The sequence below is a fragment of the Microvirga pakistanensis genome, from assembly GCF_004458765.1.
GTDB lineage: Bacteria > Pseudomonadota > Alphaproteobacteria > Rhizobiales > Beijerinckiaceae > Microvirga > Microvirga pakistanensis.
In genome coordinates this window covers 1-21367 of the sequence record NZ_SPJX01000029.1, presented here as the reverse complement: position 1 = coordinate 21367, position 21367 = coordinate 1, and the positions used below count along the sequence as shown (strand labels likewise).

The 21367-nt window shown below is 62.9% G+C and carries 16 protein-coding genes and 2 pseudogenes; 12 read left to right on the top strand and 6 right to left on the bottom strand.

The window, feature by feature from the left end:
• Positions 1 to 3: 3 nt before the first annotated feature.
• The 3 genes from E4K09_RS01725 to E4K09_RS01715 are packed head-to-tail and all read right to left on the bottom strand — an operon-like array spanning position 4 to position 2333.
• A complete protein-coding gene (locus E4K09_RS01725) occupies positions 4 to 843 on the bottom strand; it encodes an amidohydrolase family protein (protein WP_134494653.1) in 840 nt (279 codons plus the stop codon).
• Between the two features lie 52 nt (positions 844 to 895).
• Positions 896 to 1330: an RbsD/FucU family protein gene (locus tag E4K09_RS01720; RefSeq protein ID WP_134494651.1), complete on the bottom strand. Its 435-nt coding sequence runs from the start codon at positions 1328 to 1330 to the stop codon at positions 896 to 898.
• 25 nt (positions 1331 to 1355) lie between these two features.
• Positions 1356 to 2333, bottom strand: a complete 978-nt coding sequence (locus tag E4K09_RS01715; protein WP_134494649.1) for an aldo/keto reductase — start codon at positions 2331 to 2333, stop codon at positions 1356 to 1358.
• A gap of 451 nt (positions 2334 to 2784) precedes the next feature.
• Between E4K09_RS01715 and E4K09_RS01710 the strand changes: the two genes are divergently transcribed.
• The 3 genes from E4K09_RS01710 (at position 2785) to E4K09_RS01700 (ending at position 6394) form a co-directional block, all read left to right on the top strand.
• The gene (locus E4K09_RS01710; protein ID WP_134494647.1) at positions 2785 to 4320 is read left to right on the top strand and encodes a sugar ABC transporter ATP-binding protein; all 1536 of its coding nucleotides are present in this window, start codon (positions 2785 to 2787) and stop codon (positions 4318 to 4320) included.
• Between the two features lie 13 nt (positions 4321 to 4333).
• A complete protein-coding gene (locus E4K09_RS01705) occupies positions 4334 to 5335 on the top strand; it encodes an ABC transporter permease (RefSeq protein ID WP_244610328.1) in 1002 nt (333 codons plus the stop codon).
• 117 nt (positions 5336 to 5452) lie between these two features.
• Positions 5453 to 6394, top strand: a complete 942-nt coding sequence (locus tag E4K09_RS01700) for an ABC transporter substrate-binding protein (RefSeq protein ID WP_134494645.1) — start codon at positions 5453 to 5455, stop codon at positions 6392 to 6394.
• Positions 6395 to 6449: 55 nt separating this feature from the next.
• Here the strand turns inward: E4K09_RS01700 and E4K09_RS01695 are convergent, their stop codons facing one another.
• Positions 6450 to 7184 carry an FCD domain-containing protein gene (locus E4K09_RS01695; RefSeq protein WP_134494644.1) on the bottom strand — a complete coding sequence of 245 codons (735 nt, stop codon included), beginning with the start codon at positions 7182 to 7184 and terminating at the stop codon, positions 6450 to 6452.
• A gap of 383 nt (positions 7185 to 7567) precedes the next feature.
• On the opposite strand from E4K09_RS01695, the gene aldA reads away from it, so the two are divergent.
• The 9 genes from aldA (at position 7568) to E4K09_RS01650 (ending at position 18189) form a co-directional block, all read left to right on the top strand.
• Positions 7568 to 9040: an aldehyde dehydrogenase gene (aldA, locus tag E4K09_RS01690; protein WP_134494642.1), complete on the top strand. Its 1473-nt coding sequence runs from the start codon at positions 7568 to 7570 to the stop codon at positions 9038 to 9040.
• A gap of 78 nt (positions 9041 to 9118) precedes the next feature.
• On the top strand, positions 9119 to 10099 hold the full coding sequence (locus tag E4K09_RS01685) for an ABC transporter substrate-binding protein (RefSeq protein WP_134494640.1): 981 nt from the start codon (positions 9119 to 9121) through the stop codon (positions 10097 to 10099).
• Positions 10100 to 10171: 72 nt separating this feature from the next.
• Positions 10172 to 11698, top strand: coding sequence for a sugar ABC transporter ATP-binding protein (locus E4K09_RS01680; protein ID WP_134494638.1), 1527 nt, complete (start codon positions 10172 to 10174; stop codon positions 11696 to 11698).
• Positions 11691 to 12698, top strand: a complete 1008-nt coding sequence (locus tag E4K09_RS01675; protein ID WP_134494636.1) for an ABC transporter permease — start codon at positions 11691 to 11693, stop codon at positions 12696 to 12698. The genes E4K09_RS01680 and E4K09_RS01675 overlap by 8 nt, the downstream gene beginning before the upstream one ends.
• Before the next feature lie 8 nt (positions 12699 to 12706).
• A complete protein-coding gene (locus tag E4K09_RS01670) occupies positions 12707 to 13684 on the top strand; it encodes an ABC transporter permease (protein ID WP_134494634.1) in 978 nt (325 codons plus the stop codon).
• A 34-nt stretch (positions 13685 to 13718) separates the two neighbouring features.
• Positions 13719 to 14807, top strand: coding sequence for a mandelate racemase/muconate lactonizing enzyme family protein (locus E4K09_RS01665; protein WP_134494632.1), 1089 nt, complete (start codon positions 13719 to 13721; stop codon positions 14805 to 14807).
• 27 nt (positions 14808 to 14834) lie between these two features.
• Positions 14835 to 15590 carry an SDR family oxidoreductase gene (locus E4K09_RS01660; RefSeq protein ID WP_134494630.1) on the top strand — a complete coding sequence of 252 codons (756 nt, stop codon included), beginning with the start codon at positions 14835 to 14837 and terminating at the stop codon, positions 15588 to 15590.
• Between the two features lie 14 nt (positions 15591 to 15604).
• Positions 15605 to 16447 carry a fumarylacetoacetate hydrolase family protein gene (locus tag E4K09_RS01655; RefSeq protein ID WP_134494628.1) on the top strand — a complete coding sequence of 281 codons (843 nt, stop codon included), beginning with the start codon at positions 15605 to 15607 and terminating at the stop codon, positions 16445 to 16447.
• 50 nt (positions 16448 to 16497) lie between these two features.
• A complete protein-coding gene (locus E4K09_RS01650) occupies positions 16498 to 18189 on the top strand; it encodes a GMC family oxidoreductase (protein ID WP_134494621.1) in 1692 nt (563 codons plus the stop codon).
• Positions 18190 to 18417: 228 nt separating this feature from the next.
• Here the strand turns inward: E4K09_RS01650 and E4K09_RS29970 are convergent.
• Positions 18418 to 18745: pseudogene (locus E4K09_RS29970) on the bottom strand (DNA translocase FtsK); the annotation flags it as partial.
• Between the two features lies 1 nt (position 18746).
• Positions 18747 to 19959, bottom strand: a pseudogene (locus E4K09_RS29965) (DNA translocase FtsK); the annotation flags it as partial.
• Positions 19960 to 21367 lie beyond the last annotated feature (1408 nt).

Below are 21367 nucleotides of genomic sequence, written 5' to 3'. Positions count from 1 at the left end.
CTCCTAAGGCCGTCCGCGCCCCGTCAGGTAGATGCGGGCGGCATTGCCGCCGAGGATCGCATTCCTCTCCGCGTCGGACAGGGTGGCGATGAGATCCAGCGTTGCCGCCAGCCAGCGGTCATAACCACCGGCGAGATTGGCCACGGGCCAGTCGCTGCCCCAGAGCAGCCGCTCGGGCCCGAACACGTCGAGGAGATGATCGACATAGGGGCGCAGGTCATCCACAGCCCAATCCGCCCGGGCCTCGGTGACCAGACCGGAGAGTTTGCACGCGACGTTGGGACGGGCCGCCAGGGCGGCCATGTCCGCCCGCCATGGATCGAGGCGTCCCTCCCGGATGAAGGGCTTGGCTCCGTGATCGACGACGATGGATAGATCCGGGAAGCGGTCGGCTATCACGAGAGCCCGGGACAGATGACGGGGCAGGACGAGCGCGTCGAACACGAGCCGCCGCTCGACGAGATTGCGAAAGGCCGGAGCCAGATCGGGACGCAAGAGCCAATCATCGTCGGGGATGTCCTGCACCATGGGACGAAAGCCGACGATCAGAGGGTGGGTTGCGAGCCTTGCCATGGTTGACGGGGCGTCCGGGGCTGCGAAATCGACCCATCCGACGACGCCGGCAACGAAGGGGGCTCCTTCGGCCGTCTGGAGCATGAACTCGGTTTCGGCGACAGTAGGGGCCGCCTGCACAAGAATCGTCCGATCGATCCCGTGGCGGGCCAAAAGGGGCTGGAGATCCTCAGGCGAGTAATCGCGGTAGAGCACTCCGACATCGGGGCTCATCCAGGAATAATCGCCCCGGCTTACGCGCCAGAAATGCTGATGAGCGTCGATCCGCATCGTTGAGCCTCATGAAGTGTCCGCACCTCGGGGTCGGGTCCTATGACCTTCATCACCCAGCGCGAACGACACCTTTCTTCAGGATGATGTTGCCGTAGAGCCTGGCTTCTCCCGTCGAGACGATGGCGTAGGCAGCCTTGGCCCGCTCATAGAACGCGAAACGCTCAAGGGCCGCGAGACGAAAACCTGAGCCCGCGTGATGGCCGATGGCGGTGCGAAACTCGCCGAAGATCGGCTGTTCGGCCTGCGGATCACCCACGACCTCCATCCGCCATGCCGCCTCGGGCACGAAATCGTCGAGAGGCATCACCGACAGGATGGCATCGGTCGCGGCCGTTGCCGTCACCCCGTCAAGCCTCACGAGACGCTGCGCCATGGAGGCGGCCGGGAAGTTGGCATCCACGACGGCGATATCGTCGCCGTGCCCCATCGAACGCAGGACCATCAGCAACTCGGGGGACAAAAGCGGATTGATGTTCTTCAGCATGACGGAGGGTCCCTCGAATGCTCCACTACCCGGCCTTGTAGTCGCGTGTCGCCTCGGGGTCCTCGGTCGAAAAGGACAGCGACGCCAGTTCATCCCACACCTCCTGTGGGATCGGCCAGCGCGCCCAGTCGAGCGTCTGCTCGACACGCTCAGGCCGGCTTACGCCACATATCGTGGAGGTGATCCTCGGATCGCGCATCGAGAACTGCAGGGCCGCCGCGCCGGGTGGGATGTCGTGCTTGGCGCAGATCGCCTCGACGCGCCGGATGGGATCCAGCGTGCCCTCTGACGCCTCCTGGTACACATAGCGCCGGTAGGAACTCGAGCCTTTGGCCAGCACGCCGCCCGCATAGGGAGCCGCGTTCAGGACGGCGATGCCTTTGGCACAGGCAAAATCGATCATCGAATGCGCATTGCGATTCGTGAGAGTGAACCGGTTATGGGTGATCAGCACGTCGAAATCCCAGTCCTGGAGGAGCGGCATCATGACATCAACCGACCCCGCAGCGAGACCGACGGCGGTCGCCAGCCCCTCCTCCTTCATCTTGAACAGTTCAGGAAGCGCTCCCCCCGGACCCGTGGTGGCCTCAAGCGAGTCCGTGTGTTCCGGATCATGGAGATGCAGGACGTCCACCCGGTCGAGGCCGAGCGCCTTCAGGCTCTCCTCCAACGAGCGCCGGGCCTGGGAAGCGTCGAACCGGTTTGTTTCAGGATCGCGATCCAGCTTGGTCGAGATGACGAACCCGCGCGGGACACCGCCCCGTTCGCGGATGACCTCGCCGATCCGCTCCTCGCTGCGGCCGAATCCATAGATCCGGGACGTATCGAGAAACTTCACGGGGCTGTCGAAGATGGCGCCGACCGTCTTCTTGGCTCGCTCCTCGTCCACGGCATAGCCGTAGGTGTCGGGCATGTCGCCCAAGGAGGAGGTGCCGAAGCAGATCTTCGTTACGGCAAGCTTCGTGCGTCCCAGTTTGGTCTTCTCGATCGGGTCTTCCGCCATAGGATCACTCCGTTCATTGCCAGGTCTCTCGGCATCGTATCCAAGCTATGGCGTATCCCCAGGCGGACAAGAAGGTGTATGGGCAAAGATCGCCCCGTCCTGAGGAACGTTCCCCGGGTTCGACCCACGGGGTTACCGCTGACGCCGAGTGAAATCATTTCAGTTGCGTCCTGCAACTCTTCATGAATATCATCCTCTCCACAAGAAGAGGCCTCTCCGCCTTCCGGTCAAGTCCGGCCTGCTCGAGCCGAACAGAGAAAGGCGCAAGGGGCTCAGGATCGTCGGGGGCCGGCGGTCGGGAGGAACATATGCGGGTCCAGGGCAGAACCTTGCTCTTTTCCGCAGACGTTTGGCGTTGTGAATGCGCCAGGACGATCGTGCACGGTCGCAGCGGCGGCGTGCGCCTTGCATCACGCATACCGTCAGGGCGTAGGACGGCGGGTCGAGCGCGATGAGCCCACTCGTTACGATCCGCAATCTCGACAAAGCCTTTCCGGGTGTTCAGGCGCTGAAGCAGGCTCGCTTCGAGCTTCTCCCCGGTGAGGTGCACGCTCTCATGGGGGAGAACGGTGCTGGCAAGTCCACCCTCATGAAGATACTGGCGGGCATCTATACGAAGGACACCGGTGAAATCCACATCGAGGGGGTTCCCGTCGACATCCCCTCTCCCCGTGCGGCGCAGGACCTCGGAATCAGCATCATTCATCAGGAGCTCAACCTGATGAACGATCTCACCGCCGCTCAGAACATCTTCATCGGCCGTGAGCCCAAACGGGCTTTCGGGCTCGTCCTCGACGAGGAGGCCCTGAACCGGAACGCAGCCACGATTTTCGAGAGAATGCATCTGAGGCTCGATCCGCGGGTCGAGGTTGGCAAGCTCACCGTGGCCAAGCAGCAGATGGTCGAGATCGCCAAGGCTCTCTCCTTCAGATCCAAGGTTCTGATCATGGACGAGCCCACGGCAGCTCTGAACAATGCAGAGATCGCCGAACTGTTCAGGATCATCCGCCAGCTCAAGGCGGAAGGTGTCGGCATCGTCTATATCTCCCACAAGATGGATGAGCTGAAGGAGATCTCCGATCGTGTCACGGTGATGCGCGATGGCGAATATGTCGGCACCGTGCCGACGATCTCGACATCCGTCGACACCATCATCTCCATGATGGTCGGACGAAGTCTCACGGAGACGAAGACTGAGGTCCGCGACTTGCCGCAGCATGAAGTCGTTCTCGAGGTGAAAAACCTCCGGCGCGGCTCGGCAATCCGCGACGTGAGCTTCAGCGTGCGCAAAGGCGAAATCCTCGGGTTCGCGGGTCTGATGGGCGCGGGGCGCACGGAGGTTGCCCGCGCGATCTTCGGCGCCGACCCGCTGGATGGCGGCGAGATCGTCGTCCGAGGTCGGCCCGTGAGAATCCGATCCCCGCGAGACGCGGTGCGCCTGGGCATCGGCTATCTCTCCGAAGACAGGAAGCGGTTCGGACTGGCCACCGGCATGGATGTGGCGAGCAACATCGTGATGCCTTGCCTGAACCGGTTCCTTTCCCTTCGCACCTTTCTGAGACTGCGCGCAATCCGGGAGACGTCGCGCTCCTACATCAAGCAATTGCGGATCAAGACGCCTTCCGAGACCCAGGAAACCCGTCTCCTCTCGGGTGGAAACCAGCAGAAGATCGTCATCGCGAAATGGCTCGCGCGGGACTGCGAGATCCTGTTCTTCGATGAACCGACGCGCGGAATCGATGTCGGCGCCAAGAACGAGATCTACAAGCTCCTGAATGCGCTTGCCGCCCAGGGCCGCGCCATCGTGATGATTTCGTCCGAACTGCCGGAAATCCTCCGGATGAGCCATCGCATCGCCGTCATGTGCGAGGGCCGGCTGACCGGCGAGCTGCCGGCTGAAGGAACGACCCAGGAAGATATCATGCGACTTGCCACACAACGGCGTAGCGTAACCGACGCCGGAGCGGGCGCCGCTGCAAAAGGATAGGAACGTGACGACCATCGTAGAGCAGGAAACCCCGGCCGTCATCAAATCCCATGTGTTCAGTCAGGGGACGTGGCAAAAGATTCTTGCCTTCGCTTCTCTGATCGCGCTCATGGCGGTGTTCAGCATCGCGTCCGAGAACTTTCTCCAGAGAGACAACATCATCGGCATCCTCCAGGCGACAGCCGTGAACGGCGTCCTCGCGGTTGCGGCGACCTTCGTGATCATCACGGGCGGGATCGATCTCTCGGTTGGAACGCTCATGACCTTCTGCGCCGTCATTGCCGGCGTTGTCCTGACCTATTGGGGCCTTCCGATGCCCGTCGGCATCGTCGCGGCCATCGCGGCAGGCGCCGTCTGCGGCTCCATCTCGGGAACGATCATCGCCAAGATGAAGGTTCCTCCCTTCATCGCGACGCTCGGCATGATGATGCTGCTGAAAGGGCTCGCCCTCGTGATCTCCGGGACCCGGCCGATCTACTTCAATGATACGCCGAACTTCTCCATGATCTCACAAGAGTCGCTGATCGGGGCCATTCTGCCGGTTCTGCCGATACCGAACGGCGTGCTCATCCTCTTCGTGGTTGCGATCGCCTCGAGCATCGTTCTCACCCGCACCGCCCTGGGCCGCTATACGTTCGCTCTAGGCTCCAACGAGGAAGCGGTACGCCTGTCCGGCGTGAACACGGATTTCTGGAAGATCATCGTCTACACCGTGGCCGGCGCGATCTGCGGCATTGCCGGCCTGATCATCGCTTCACGCCTGAATTCCGCGCAGCCGGCGCTTGGACAGGGCTATGAGCTCGATGCCATCGCGGCCGTGGTCATCGGCGGCACGTCGCTCAGCGGCGGTCGCGGTACCATACTCGGAACGATTATCGGAGCGTTGATCATCAGCGTACTCACAAACGGACTGAGGATCCTCTCGGTCGCCCAGGAATGGCAGACGGTCGTGACAGGCGTCATCATCATCCTGGCGGTTTATGCCGATATCCTTCGCCGCAAAGGCCAAGGATGAGCTTTCCCACGCATGTGTCATTGAAGGAGAACGGACCCGCTCAAATCGACGATCATCCGGCACGCCCGTCCCAGTCGAATGCCGGAACAAAGAAACAATAACGTTCAGGAGGATACCATGTTGAACAGGCGCACGCTGATCAGTGCCATCGGAATCGGAGCTCTCGTGGGCCTCACGGCTCCGGCAACCGCTCAGGAAACCTATATTCCCCTCATCTCGAAAGGGTTCCAGCATCAGTTCTGGCAGGCCGTCAAGGCCGGCGCTGAACAGGCGGCCAAAGACTACAAGGTGCGGATCACCTTCGAGGGACCGGACAGCGAGACCATGGTCGACAAGCAGATCGACATGCTGTCGGCAGCTCTCGCCAAGAACCCGCAGGCCATCGGCTTCGCGGCCCTCGACAGCCAGGCGGCCATTCCCCTTCTCCGAAAGGCACAGGCCGCAAAGATCCCGGTGGTCGCCTTCGACTCCGGCGTCGACAGCGACATCCCGCTGACGACGGCGGCGACGAACAACATCGCGGCCGCTGCGCTCGCAGCCGACAAGATGGCGGAGCTCATCGGCAGCGAGGGAGACATCGCGCTCGTCGTCCACGATCAGACAAGCCGCACCGGGATCGACCGGCGCGACGGGTTCGTCAACAGGATCAAGGAGAAGTATCCGAAGATCAACATCGTGAGCGTTCAGTACGGCTCGGGCGATCACCTGAAATCCACGGAGATCACGAAATCCATCCTGCAGGCCAACCCGAAACTCAAAGGCATCTTCGGCGCCAACGAAGGCTCGGCCATCGGCGTGGTCAACGGCGCCAGGGAGATGAACCGCAAGATCGTCATCATCGGCTATGATTCCGGGAAGCAGCAGAAGCAGGCCATTCAAGAGGGCTTGATGGCGGGCGCCATCACCCAGAACCCGGTCGGCATCGGCTACAAGACGGTTGAAGCCGCCGTGAAGGCTCTCAAGGGCGAGAAACTCGACAAGGTGATCGACACGGGCTTCTACTACTACGACAAATCAACCATGAACGATCCAAAGATTTCGGCCGTCCTTTATGACTGAGCTTTAGGGACGCGGAGAGGGCCCGTACCCTCTCCGCAGCTTTCCTCCCATGAGGCTAGCCTTCGGTTGGGAAAGTCGAACGTACGAATTCCCACGCGGCGACGAGATGGCGCCGCATGGCTTCCTCGGCGTTGTCCGGATCACGCATGACGATGGCATCGAAGATCGCCCTGTGACCCGCGTAGTTCATCTGGTCGATATCCGCGCCTCGCTTCATGGAGCGCCAGTGCTGGGTCAACCATTCCACATAGGCCTTGTGAATGGCCGGGTAAATCGGGTTTCCGGGGATGCGATACAGCACTGCGTGGAAGGCGGCATCGGTCTCGTCGAAAGCAGTCGAGCTTCCGATGGCTTGGCGGTTGGCCTCGAGCGCCGCGCGAAGCTCCTCGACGTCATCGCGGCGCGCCCGGTTCGAGGCCCAGCGGGCAAGCGCGGATTCGATGAAGATCCGCGTTTCGAAGAGGTTCCAGACCCCTTCACGCTCGACCACCAGATGGCTGACGAGATCCACGATCTTGTCGACGGCAATCTCGTAGCCGGGCTTGCGCACGATCGGGCGATGGCCAAGGCGCGTCTCCACAAGACCGCGATTGGCGAGGGAGAGAATGGCTTCGCGCACCGCAGCGCGGCTGACCCCGTAACGCTGCATCAGGTCGCGCTCGGCCGGAAGGCGCTCGCCCTCCTGGAGGTTGCCGGACTGGATCATCCGGACCAGATCCGCAACAACGGCGTCGGAGCGTCGCCCGCCAACGGCAGCTTCACGGCGGTACACCCCCGGGTCCTGATCCATCGCGTTCCCTCTTGGCTCCAGTGTCATCGGCGTGCCCTCACCGGGGCGGGAAATCGGGCTCCCTCGAGCTGTCTTCTGCCTAGCACATGGTCTGACCAAAAATCCAGCTACCCGAATGAGGATGGCTGCATTTCCACGCAGTCCAGTCGCGCTTCAGGGCAATCTTGTGCCTTGCCCAACAGGTCCGATCCGACACTTGACAGCCTTCGGGGAGACCATCATTCTGATTTCGGTCGTACCAAAATAGATCTTCAAAAGGCATTTGGTTTGACAATGCTCAATGAGAGCAGCTTGGAGGAAAGACGAGTGACGCCCATCTCAGGCACGACGCTGTCGCCCCCTGTTCCACACCTGTTTCGTCCTGGACCCAGCGAGGATCGGCGATGACCTCATCGGTTGCAGACGCTCGCCCGCAATCCGTGGCGCACTACCAGATGTATATCGACGGAACCTGGACGGATGGCCGCAATCCGGCCCGTTCGGATGTCGAGAACCCCGCCAACGAAGTGGTCTTCGCCACGGTCCCGGCCGGCTCGGTGGAGGATGCGGTTGCCGCCCTTGAAGCAGCGAAGCGTGCCCAGCCGGCTTGGGCGGCGCTGCCGCCCATCGTCCGTGCCGGGTATGTGTCCGAGCTTGCCGCGGCCATCAGGCGCGAGAAGGACCGTCTTGCCCGTACCGTGGTCTTGGAGCAGGGAAAGCCCCTCAATCAGGCCGAGGGCGAGATCGACGCCGTCGTCACCTTTCTGACCTTCGCGGCCGAGAGTGCCCGCCGCATCGAGGGCGACATTCTTCCCTCCGACTTCCAGAATGAAGAGGTCTGGATCCGACGCGTTCCGTTCGGCGTCGTGGTGGGCCTGACGGCCTGGAACTATCCGGCGGCGCTCGCGGCGCGCAAGATCGGGCCGGCTCTCGTCGCCGGCAACACCATCGTCGTCAAGGGGCATGAATCCACCCCCCTCTCGGCCCTGGAGATCGCCCGGCTCGCCCACGAGATCCGGCTCCCGAAAGGCGTTCTCAACGTCGTGACCGGCGACGGACGCAGCGTGGGCGACGCGCTCGTGCGATCGCCGCTGAGCGACATGATCACCATGACCGGGAGCGTCCGCGCCGGGCGGGAAATCTATGCGGCAGGCGCTCACGAGCTGAAGGTCGTCCGTCTCGAACTCGGCGGCAAGGCACCGTTCATCGTGCTCGACGACGCCGATCTGGATGCGGCGGTGGAAGCCGCCATCGTCTCGCGTTTTACGAATTGCGGGCAGATCTGCACCTGCAATGAGCGAATGTATCTGCATCGGGATATCGCCGAGCCGTTCCTCGACAAGTTCGTTTCCCGCGTGAAGACCATGCGGATCGCCGATCCGATGACCAATCCGGATCTGGGGCCGAAGGTGAACCGCCCGGAAGTCGACAAGGTCGAAGAGATCGTCACCCAGGCGATCGCATCCGGGGCCGAGGTCCTCGCAGGCGGTCGCCGCCTGAAGGATGGTGAATTCGCCCGCGGACACTGGTTCGAGCCGACGGTCCTCCGGGTCGACAGCAACCAGGCGAACGTCATGCAGCGGGAGATCTTCGGACCCGTTGCGCCTGTCATGACGGTCGATAGCTTCGAGCAGGCGCTGACCTTCGCCAACGACTCGAGCTACGGCCTGTCGGCCTATGTCTATACGAACGATCTGCGTCGGGTCATGCGCCTGTCGCGGGAGCTGTCCTTCGGCGAACTCTATGTGAACCGCCCATGCGGCGAGCTCGTCCAAGGCTTCCACACGGGGTGGAAGCATTCCGGCCTCGGGGGGGAGGACGGCAAGTACGGTTTCGACGGTTACCTGCGGAAGCAGACAACCTATGTCCGCTGGTGACGATCCGCAGCCATGAAGGGCTGCGGCAATAGACCCATAGAACCCCGAAAAACGGGGCGAAACCCATGGAGAGGAAACATGATGCTTAGACGGACTTTTCTTGCGCTCGCAACGGGCGTGGCTGCGATCGGGCTGGGGCTCGGCGGCGTATCGGCACAGGAACTGCCGAAACTGAAGAAGAAGGATCAGTACAAGGTCGGCTTCGCGCAGACGGAATCCAACAACCCGTGGCGTATCGCCCAAACCGAAAGCATGAAGGCTGAAGCCGCCAAGCGGGGCCACCAGCTCGTCTATACGGACGCAGCCGGTTCGGCTGCCAAGCAGGTGGCAGACGTCAATTCGATGATCGCTCAGGGCGTCGATCTGATCTTCCTCGCGCCGCGCGAGGAGAAGCCGCTGATTCCTGCCGTGATGGCCGCCAAGAAGGCCGGCATTCCGGTGATCCTGCTCGACCGCAACGTCGACCAGAGCCTCGCCAAGGCCGGGCGCGATTACGTGACCTTCATCGGCTCCGACTTCGTCGACGAGGGAAAGCGCGCAGCCGAGGCTCTGACCAAGGCGATGGACGGCAAGGCCAAGATCATCCAGCTCGAAGGGACCACCGGATCATCGCCTGCGAACGACCGGCGCAAGGGCTTCGTGGATTACATCAAGGCTCATCCGGGCATGCAGATCGTCGCCTCGCAATCCGGCGATTTCGCCCGCGACAAGGGCCGCCAGGTCGCCGAGACCCTGCTGCAGGCACATCCCGATGCAACGGCGATCTATGCTCACAACGACGAGATGGCGATCGGCGCGATCGCGGCTCTCGAGGCGGCCGGCAAGAAGCCCGGCAAGGATGTGATCGTCGTCTCCGTCGACGGAACGCGCGATGCGCTCCAAGCCATCATCGACGGCAAGATGCTCGCGACCGTTGAGTGCAATCCGAAGTTCGGCCCGAAGGCTTTCGAAACCCTCGACCGTTATGCGAAGGGCGAGCAGATCGAGCCTTGGGTGGTGAACACCGACCGCTTCTTCGACAAGTCGAACGCCGCGCAGCTCATCGCCGACGCCTATTGATTGCTGCGGCGCTGCCCGCTTCAGGCGGGCAGCGCCTGTTTCTCCTCAGCGACACGATGGGTCAGGGAGTTCATGGCGCCGCTTCTTTCTATGCACGGGATCAACAAGCGCTTTGCCGGAATACCGGCTTTGCGGGCTGCCGAACTCACTGTGGAAAAGGGTGAGGTGCATGCTCTCATCGGCCAGAACGGCGCGGGCAAGTCGACTCTTATCAAGATCCTGACCGGGTACTACGCGAAGGATTCCGGCGAGATCGTCTTCGACGGGAGGCCGGTGGCCTTCACGTCTCCCCAGGAGGCTCAAGCCGCGGGCATCAGCACGATCTACCAGGAAATTAACCTGGTGCCCTACCGGTCGGTCACAGAGAACATCTGTCTGGGCCGGGAGAAGCGCCGCTTCGGTCTGCTGGACTGGCGCTCCATGCACGCGGAAGCCCGCGCCCTTCTGGCCCGCTTCGATATCGATATCGATGTCCACCGCCCCCTCATGGCGTACCCGACGGCCGTGCAGCAGATGGTGGCGATTGCGCGGGCGATCGGGTTCGACGCCAAGCTCGTCATCATGGACGAGCCGACGTCCTCCCTCGACGAGCGCGAAGTGGACGTGCTCTTCGGCGTGATCCGCCAGCTGAAGTCCGCCGGCGTATCGGTGATCTTCGTCAGCCACAAGCTCGACGAGCTCTACGCGGTCTGCGACCGGGTCACCATCATGCGCGACGGACGCACGGTCCAGGTTGCCGCCATGGCGGAGCTGTCCCGGCTCGACCTGGTGACCACCATGCTCGGGCGCGAACTCACCCAGGTGCTGCAGGAAGGACATAAGGCCGACGATGACGCGGAAGCTGGTGAGCCTGTCCTGAAGGTTCGCAACCTTGCCGTGGGACGCAAGGTGCGCGACGTGAGTTTCGAAGTCCACGCGGGCGAAATCGTCGGGCTCGCGGGCCTGCTCGGGGCCGGACGGACGGAATCCGTCCGGGCGGTGTTCGGCGCCGACCGCCCCGATGCGGGAACGATCCGGCTTTCCGGCGCCGCAGGCGCGATCTCCCAACCTGCGGATGCCATTCGGGCCGGCATGGGGTTCTGCTCCGAGGATCGCAAGCTGGAAGGCATCATCCCGGACATGTCGGTGCGCGAAAACATGATGCTCGCCCTTATGCCGCAACTGGCGAAGCGCGGCATCGTGGATGAAACCCGCAGCCGTGAGATCGTTGACCAGTTCATCAGACGCCTGGGCATCCGGTGCTCGGGGCCGGAGCAGCGCATCCGTGAGCTTTCGGGGGGCAACCAGCAGAAGGTTCTTCTCGCCCGCTGGCTGTGCATGAACCCCAGGCTTCTCATCCTCGACGAACCCACGCGCGGCATCGATGTCGGCGCGAAGGCAGAGATCCTCAACCTGGTCCGGGAGCTGGCCGGCCAAGGGCTCGGTGTCCTGATGATCTCGTCCGAGCTGGAGGAAGTCGTGGAGGCCGCAAGCCGGATCTTCGTCCTACGCGACGGGCGCACCGTGGCGGAACTCGAAGGTGACGCCGTAAACGAGCAGACGGTGATGGCCGCTATGGCACACGGGCATGAGGAGACGCGGGAGGCTGTTCATGGCTGAGACCGCAACGACATTGCCGCCGGCACCGGCGCGGGAAGCGTCCCGCTTCGACGTCAAAGCCTTCCTGACTCGCTATGGCGCGTGGATCGCCCTGGCGCTTCTCATTCTCGTCAACCTCGCGATCACGCCGAACTTCGCCACCTGGCAGACGCTCAACGTGAACCTGACGCAGGTCTGCGCCATCGTGATCGTCGGCGTCGGCATGACGCTCGTGATCGCGACCGGAGGTATCGATCTGTCCGTCGGTGCGCTCATGGCCATTGCCGGTGCTCTTGCGCCATTGATCTTCCTGGGGAAGCTCTTTCCCCTGCCCCATCCGGCCATCGGCATCGCGCTCGCCTTCGTGCTGCCGGTTCTCGTCACCGGCTTTCTGGGCTGGTGCAATGGCTGGCTCATCACCCACCTGCGCATTCAGCCGATCATTGCCACGCTCGTTCTGTTCATTGCAGGACGTGGAATTGCCCAGGTCTTCACCAACGGCAATCTGCAGGTGTTCAATCTGCCGGAATTCCAGTTCATCGGTCTCGGACGTGTTTTCGGCATCCCTTTCCAGGCCGTTCTCATGGTCATCATCGTCGCCGTAGCCGCATGGATGCTGAAGCGAACCGTGTTCGGCCGGCAGGTCCTGGCCATCGGCGGCAACGAACGTGCCGCGCGGCTCGCCGGCATTCCCGTGGCAACGGTTAAACAGCGGGTCTATCTCATCAGCGGCCTTCTCTCGGGCATCGCCGGTCTGATCGTGATCGCCCGCAACTCCGCCGCCGACGCGAACCTCGTCGGCCTCGGCATGGAACTCGATGCCATTGCCGCCGTAGCCGTGGGCGGAACGCTCCTGACAGGCGGGCGCGCGACGGTGGTCGGGACGCTCGTGGGAGCTCTCATCATTCAGCTCGTCCGATACACCCTTCTCGCCAACGGCGTGCCGGATGCGGCTGCACTCGTCGCCAAAGCGGCCATCATCGTGCTGGCCGTCTGGCTTCAGCGGCAGGGACAGCGTTGAGATCGATCATGACGGCTTCCGCGACCCTCAAGACGCTTCAAACCATCGGACGCTTCGGCGTGCTCCTCGCTCTCGTTGCATTGATCGTGTTCGGCTGGCTGCGCTACGAGAACTTTCTCGGCACGTACAACGTGCTCTCCGTCCTACGCTACAACAGCATGTTTGCCCTGGTTGCTCTGGGAATGTGCTTCGTGATCATCACCGGAGGCATCGATCTCTCCGTCGGGTCGACAGCGGCCCTCGGCAGCGTCGTGGCGGCGCTGGCTTCACCTTACGGGGCCGTGCCGGGACTTCTCGCGGGGCTGGGAGCGGGGCTGATCGTCGGCGCCTGCAACGCCTTCATCATCACGCGCCTCAACATTCTGCCGTTCATCACGACCTTGGCCACGATGCTGGCCGCGAGCGGATGCGCGCTGCTCCTGGCCGGCAACCAATCGGTGTCCGTTTCCTATGAATCAGGTTTCACGGAGCTGGGCCAGGGTGACTTCCTGGGTTTTCCCATTCCGGCCTGGATCGCCATCGCCGCCTATCTTCTCGGTTCACTCGTCCTGAATCTCACATCGTTCGGGCGCACCGTGCTGGCGATTGGGGGCAACGAGGATGCGGCTCGGCTCATGGGGTTGCCTGCGAACCGGGTCAAGGCGCTCGTCTATCTGGCGAGCGGTGGGCTTGCCGGGCTTGCCGGCGTGATCCTCGCGGCTCAGTTCGGCGCGGGGCAGCCCATCGAGGGCGTCGGCTGGGAGTTGTTCGCCATTGCGGCGGTCGTGGTCGGCGGCACATTGCTCACGGGCGGCGTCGGGTCGGTTGGCTCAACGCTCGCGGGCGTGCTGCTGCTGGGTTTGATCTTCAACATCCTGAATTTCGAAAACGGCCTCGGCTGGATCAGCCTCTCCGCCTATTGGCAGTCGGTCATCCGCGGCCTGTTCCTGCTTCTCGTGGTCGCCATCCAGGCGCGCCTGAGCGTCCGCGCGGAACAAACGGTTTAAAACTCAAGAACGCACGATAACGAGCGAGATTCTCATGCCCCGGATTACCTCAATCGAACCCGGCTTTTACCGCATTCCGCTTCCGACGGTCCTGACCGATTCCATGCATGGCGAGATGCGGGCTTTCGAGCTCAACACCGTGCGCATCCGTGACGCCGATGGCGCAGAAGGGGTCGGATACACCTTTACCGTGGGCCGCAACGGCGCGGCGATCGACACCATCCTGGCTCGCGAACTCCCGGAGATCATGGACGGCGAGGAGACCGATGAAATCGAACGCCTCTGGCACAAGGCCTGGTGGGCGCTCCATTACGGAGGGCGGGGTGGACCGACGGTTCTCGCGATCTCGGCCTTCGATATGGCCTTATGGGACCTGAAGGCGAAACGCGCCAATCTCCCGCTCTGGAAGGCCCTCGGCGGCTATGATCCGCGCGTGCCCTGCTATGCCGGAGGCATCGACCTCGACCTGCCCCTCGACAAGCTCCTGCGCCAGACGGACGACAATCTCGACAAAGGCTTCCGAGCGATCAAGATGAAGGTGGGACGCGCCAACCTGTTCGAGGATGTGGAGCGCGTCAAGGCGATGCGTGAGCACCTCGGCGAGGGCTTCCCTCTCATGGCGGACGCCAACATGAAGTGGAGCGTCGACGGGGCCATCCGAGCCGCACGTGCCCTTCAGCCCTTCGACCTGACCTGGCTTGAGGAGCCCACCATCCCCGACGACCCGGCGGGCCACGCCCGCATCGTGCGCGAAGGTGGATTGCCCATCGCCGCTGGCGAAAACCTGCGCACGCTCTGGGAGTTCAAGCTCTATATCGCGGACGGGGCCGTGACTTATCCGGAGCCGGACGTCACCAATTGCGGCGGCGTGACGCCCTTCATGAAGATCGCCCATCTGGCGGAGGCCTTCAATCTCCCGGTCACGAGTCATGGCGCGCATGACGTGACCGTGCATCTTCTCGCGGCGTGCCCCAACCGCTCCTATCTCGAGGCGCACGGCTTCGGGCTCGAGCGGTATATCGCCGAGCCACTCAGGATCCAGGATGGCCTCGCCCTCGCGCCGGACCGCCCTGGCCACGGCATCGTCTTCGATTGGCAGGGCCTCGAACGCATCAAGGCCTGAATACAACATCACCGGCGAATGGTAACAATGAACCCTTTTTCAGATCGTCTTCTTTCCGGAAGAAAAGCACTCGTGACGGCGGCGGCTCAGGGCATCGGACGCGCCTCTGCCCTGGCATTGGCCGATGCGGGTGCGACAGTCTTCGCGACAGATATCAACGAGGACGCGCTGGCCTCTTTGAAGACCGAGCGTTCCTCCATCACGCCGTTGCGCTTGGACGTGCGCGATCCCGCCTCCATCGCGACGGTCCGTGAACGTACCGGCCCGGTCGAGATTCTGTTCAACTGCGCCGGAACCGTGCATCAGGGGGCCCTACTCGAATGCGACGACGACGCCTGGGCCTTTTCCTTGGACCTCAACGTCACGGCCATGTTCCGTATGATCCGCACCTATCTGCCCGCCATGGTGGAGCAGGGCCGCGGATCGATCATCAACATGAGCTCGGTGGCAGGGGCCGTCAAAGGCGTGGCCAACCGCGCCGCCTATTGCGCCACGAAAGCAGCCGTTGCGGGGCTCACCCGATCGGTCGCGGCCGATTACGTCACCACGGGCGTGCGCTGCAATGCGATTTGCCCGGGAACCGTCGAAACGCCATCGCTCCATGATCGCATGCGGGCTCAGGGAGATTATGAGAAGGCGCGGGCCGCCTTCATCGCCCGCCAGCCCATGGGCCGTCTCGGCACGCCGGAGGAGATCGCAGCGCTCGTGGTCTATCTCGCCAGCGACGCCTCGGCCTACACCACCGGGCAACTTCACATCATCGACGGCGGCTGGACCGCCTGATCAGGATAGAATTCATGAAGCTCTTGCGTTACGGCCCACGCGGCCAGGAAAAACCCGGTCTCCTCGACGCTCAGGGACGCATTCGCTCCCTCGACGGCATCGTGCCCGATATCGCCGGTCAGGTGATCACGCCGGACGGCATGGCGGCTCTGAGACAGGTCGACCCGAACACTCTGCCTCTCGTGGACGAGGCTGTCCGCATCGGCCCTTGCGTCGCAGGCACGGGCAAGTTCATCTGCATCGGCCTCAACTATTCAGACCATGCGGCCGAAACAGGCGCGACTGTTCCGCCTGAACCCATCATTTTCATGAAGGCCACATCGGCCATCTCCGGTCCGAACGACGATATCGAGATCCCGCGCAACTCCCAGAAGACGGACTGGGAGGTGGAACTGGGCGTCGTGATCGGCAAGCACGCGAAATATGTCGGCGAGACCGAGGCTCTCGATCATGTCGCCGGTTATTGTCTCATCAACGATGTTTCGGAGCGCGCCTTCCAGGCCGAGCGCTCCGGGCAATGGACGAAGGGCAAGAGCGCAGACACGTTCGGGCCCATTGGGCCCTGGCTCGTGACGCGCGACGAAATTCAGGATCCGCAGAATCTGGCCATGTGGCTCACGGTGAACGGCAAGACGTTCCAGAACGGCTCGACGAAGACCATGGTCTACGGTGTGGCGTTCCTCGTCTCATACCTGTCGCAGTTCATGAGCCTGCATCCGGGGGACATCATCTCGACCGGTACGCCGCCCGGCGTCGGATTAGGGCAGAAGCCCCCCGTCTATCTCACGCCCGGCGATGTGGTGGAACTCGGAATCGAGGGATTGGGAACCCAGCGGCAGAGATGCGTTCAGGGCTGAAAGCCGCCGGCGTCATCCACGCGCAGGAGATTGGCAGGGAGAGTTCAGGGATGAAAGAGCGTTTCGACCACATCGTCGTCGGCGGTGGCTCTTCAGGCTCGGTGGCCGCCGCAAGGCTCGTCAACGAAGGTGCGCGCGTGCTGTTGCTGGAAGGCGGTTACTCCCATCGTCACCCGCTTCTGGACATGCCGCCCGGCATCTTCAAGATGATCAACGGCAGCAAGTACATGCGGTATCACCACACGGTGCCGCAGGAGCATCTCGATGGCCGCGTGCATGACATTCCGCAGGCCAATGTTCTCGGCGGCGGCTCTTCGGTGAATGCCCAGGTCTACATGCGCGGCAGGCCGTCCGACTACGACGAATGGCATGAGCTTCTGCGTGGCGAGAACGATTACCCAGGCTGGAGCTGGGCCGACGTCCTGCCCCATTTCCGCACCATGGAAGGCAATAACAGGTTCTATAACGAGTTGCATGGCGCGGATGGCCCGCTTCTCGTTTCGGATCCCGGGCACATCAACGACATGTCCCGCTGGTTCGTCCAGGCCGTGCAGGCCTTGGGCGAGCCGTTCAACCCCGATTTCAACGGGCCGAAGCAGCGTGGCGTCGGCTTCTATCAGTTCATGAACCGGCGCGGCAAACGCAGCAGCGCCGCCTATGCGTTCCTTGCGCCCCTCGCCGACAATCCGAATCTGGTCATCCGCCTGCAATCGCGGGTGCGCAGGATCGAGATCGAGAACGGCCGCGCCATCGGCGTCACCTATCGCGACGCCAAAGGCATCGACCATCAGGTCTATGCGGATGGCGAGATCATCATGGCGGCCGGCGCGCTCGTGACTCCCCAGTTGCTCATGCTGTCCGGGATCGGCCCGGCCGATCAGCTGAAGGAGCACGGGATCACCTGCATCGCGGATCTTCCCGGAATCGGAGAGAATTTGATCGACCATCCGGAGGTTCCGATGATCGCGATGGCGAATGGACCCTATGGCTATTACAAACAGGGGGTCGGCTGGCGGATGCTGCTCAACGGCATCCATTTCAGGCTGTTCGGCAGCGGTCCGATTCTCTCAGCCGGCGTCGAGGCCGGAGCCTTCGTCAACCCGGCCGATCCGGATGCGGAACCCACGATCCAGGCCTTCTGCGTACCGATCGTCTATCTCGACCGGGATACGCTCAACCTTGTTCCGGATACCTATGGGCTGACGATCACCACCGTCGTGGTGAAGCCGAAATCCCGCGGCTTCGTCCGTCTTCGGTCCGCCGATCCCGACGACATGCCCCTGGTTTCACCCAACCTCCTGCAGGATCCTGCCGATGCGCGCACGATGATCGAGGGGCAGCGCTATTTCCTGAGGGCTTTTCGAACGACCCCCCTCGCTGAGCGGATCGAGCGCGTCGCCATTCCGGATCCGAGCGATCTCAGCGACGGAGCGCTGATGAAGCATTGCCGGCGGTTCGTCAAAACCAACTATCACCCGAGCGGCACATGCCGGATGGGCACAGCCAGCGATCCGATGGCGGTTCTCGATTCGAGATTGCGCGTTCGAGGCATTGAAAACCTTCGGGTTTGCGATCTCTCCGCCATGCCCAACATCAATGCGGGCAACACGAATGCTCCTGCCATGATGCTCGGGAGCCGCTGCGCGGAACTGATCACGGGCCGCGCCACCGTCAGCACCTCGCAATTCGGTCCTCGTCTGTCCGAGCAGGGGGACATGAGCGTTGCGGCCCTGCCCGGGTAAAGCAAGCAAAAGCTGAGCCCGACACTGGCCCGCTGTCGGTCCCGCCGAGCACGGAAGCCTTGTGCAGCATCTCGAATCCGCCGGTCTTCCTTGGCCAAGAGGTTGCTGTGACCGGAGGTCAGCTCCACCGGAAGCTCGGGTGGAGGGACCTGTTGCAACCCTTCTTCCGCGAGGTTCCCGGTGCGAAATCAGGAGGGGCCCGCAGACAGGACCCCTCCTGACCGTCTTCTAGTCCTCGCCCATTCCGCGCAGGATCTCGCGTTTTCCGGCGTGGTTCGCGGGTCCGACGATCCCCTCCTGCTCCATGCGCTCCATGAGCGAGGCGGCGCGGTTGTAGCCGATCTGCAGGCGGCGCTGGATGTAGCTCGTCGAGGCCTTCTTATGCCGGAGGACGATGCCGACGGCCTGCTCGTAGATATCCGACGTCGCCAACCCGACGTCGTCGTCATCGACCGGAAGCTCCGATGCGTCCAGGTCTTCCGGATCCTCATCGTCGGCCGTGACCGCGTCTAGATAAACAGGCTCTCCCTGGCGCTTCAGATGGGTCACGACCTTTNAGGTCACCTGGAACGAGATGCGGGTCGGGAAGTTCGCCTTGATGGTGCCGGTGATCACGTCGACCGACGGGCGCTGCGTCGCCAGGATCACGTGGATGCCGGCCGCGCGCGCCATCTGGGCCAGGCGCTGGATCGCGCCCTCGATCTCCTTGCCGGCCACCATCATCAGGTCGGCCATCTCGTCCACGATCACCACGATGTAAGGCAGAGGCGTGAGATCGATCGTGACCTCCTCATAAACCGCTTTCCCGGTTTCCTTGTCGAAGCCGGTCTCGACGGTTCGCGTGATCACCTCCCCTTTCGCTTTGGCCTCGCTCACGCGGGCATTGAAGCCGTCGATGTTGCGCACGCCCAGCCGAGCCATCTTCTTGTAGCGATCCTCCATCTCGCGCACCGCCCAGCGCAAGGCGATGATCGCCTTCTTGGGGTCGGTGACGACCGGCGTGAGCAGGTGGGGAATGCCGTCATAGACGGAGAGCTCCAGCATCTTCGGGTCCACCATGATCAGGCGGCACTGCTCGGGCGTGAACCGGTAGAGCAGCGACAGGATCATGGTGTTGATCGCCACCGACTTGCCCGAGCCGGTGGTGCCCGCGACAAGCAAGTGCGGCATGCGGGCGAGGTCCGCGATCACGGGCTCGCCCCCGATGGTTTTGCCCAGGCAGATCGGGAGCTTCTGTGTCGATGCCTTGAAATCGTCGGCCTCGAGCATCTCGCGAAGATACACGGTTTCCCGCGTATCGTTCGGCAGTTCGATGCCGATGGCGTTGCGACCAGGGATCACGGCCACGCGGGCCGAGACCGCGCTCATGGAGCGGGCAATATCCTCGGAGAGCGCAATGACGCGTGAGGATTTGACTCCCGGGGCAGGTTCGAGCTCGTAGAGAGTGACGACCGGGCCCGGATGGACATGAATGACCTCGCCCTTGACGCCGAAGTCCCGGATGACCTTCTCGACCCTGCCCGCCCGCTCCTCGAGGATATCCTCGGTGAGAACGTCGCCTTCGGTCTCTGGCGGCTCGGCCAGGAGTTCGATGTCGGGAAGCTCGTAACCTGCGCTCCTCATCCGCCCGGGCGCAGGGAAGGTGATGACCTGCCCTGTCGGCGCCGGTTCCGGAGAGAGGGAAGCCTCGGGAGCAACGGGTTCGACATCGGACAGCATCAAGGTTGCCTCAGTCGTCTCTCCTGCAACCTTCTCGGATGCTGGAGCAGGTGCGATCTCCTCTCCGTACAGGGCCAGATAGCCGACCTCGAAGTCCCCGGTCGGCTGCTCTGTCGCGACCTCGTGCACCTCGGGAGCTGGCTTTTCTCCTTCGGGCTCGTTCCACCCGGATTCATCCTGCGCGATCTCCAAGGACGGGGAGAGGTCGCCCTCCGCCTCGACAGCAAGGCCATCATCCCGAAATGCGTCCTCCGTCGGCATATCGGTCGCAAAATCGGAACCCAGGGAAACTGCGACGCGGTAGAGACCGGACTGGAACGCAAACGCGGAAAAGGCAGATTGTGCGGTTATCACCGGAACAGGCAGCAGCACCTCGACCAGCTGCTCAGGAGCAGCCCCGTCGCCGTCGAGGCGATCCGTCGCCGGTTCGATCCGTCCGCTGTCAAAAGCATCCGGGATGTCGTCCTGATTCCCGGACAGGGCATGAAACTCGGCAGCTGGCAGGGCTCCGCCATTCACCCCCTCCTGAGCATCAGGGAACGAAGCAGTCTCTTCCACGCCGCGCTCCTCGGGTGCGGCCGAAATCGGCTCCGCATTGGGCAGGCTCTCCCCCTTGGGCGTGGCCGGTGAGAAAATCGTCGACTTGGTTTCCATCGCTGCCCGAAGCCGCTCCAGGCGTCTGCGGATCGCTTCTTCGCAGGACCTGTCCGCAGCACGGGCGAGACGGACCGCATCCATCGCCTCGCTGGCTGGAAGGGGAACGATGTTGGTCTCCGGCTGCCTCTTGATGAAGCGGTCGGGAGTTCGGGTGGCCCTCACATCCTTATCGAGCGCGAAAGCCTTCCACCAACCTGGTTCCGTTTCCCCTGCAGAGGACCAAGGAGCCTCCCAGACGAACCGATCGCTGCTCGGCTGCACCGAATCGCTCCGCTTGTGAGCCTCTGCCGGAAGCGCCGGGATCCGGCCCTCCCCCTGGGCTGCAGCTGGAACGAAGTCGTTGGGCTTAAAGGGCTTACGCATGAGAACTGACAAATCTGTTGGAGCTGGAAACAGGTGACCGCGGATGCGGTGCGGGGACTCTGACCAAGAGGGGTAAAGACACCGTTAGTGAGCGGGTTCATATCCACGCCCGAGGCGTTGCGATGAAACCTTCAGCCGCCCGTCCCCTTGGCTCGCGGACAAGGAGCCATTATGTTTCTATGTACCGCCAGCCACCAGACTATCATCCCCGATGATCCGGCTCCGCTGGCTCCGCCGAGCCGAACCCTCTGGGTGGGTTTTCTTTTATTTTTGGCTTGGGTTTGGGGTTGCAAAGTGCGGGGGAATGGTTATGTGTCGCGTCCCGCGCTTTTGCGAGAGCAGGAGGCGGTGTTTTTCCGGACAGGCTGGCTGTCGGATCCCGGGCTTTGGCGCGGGAGGGCAGCGGCGTGTGCGGACGGAGGGTCGGTCGAGCCTGACG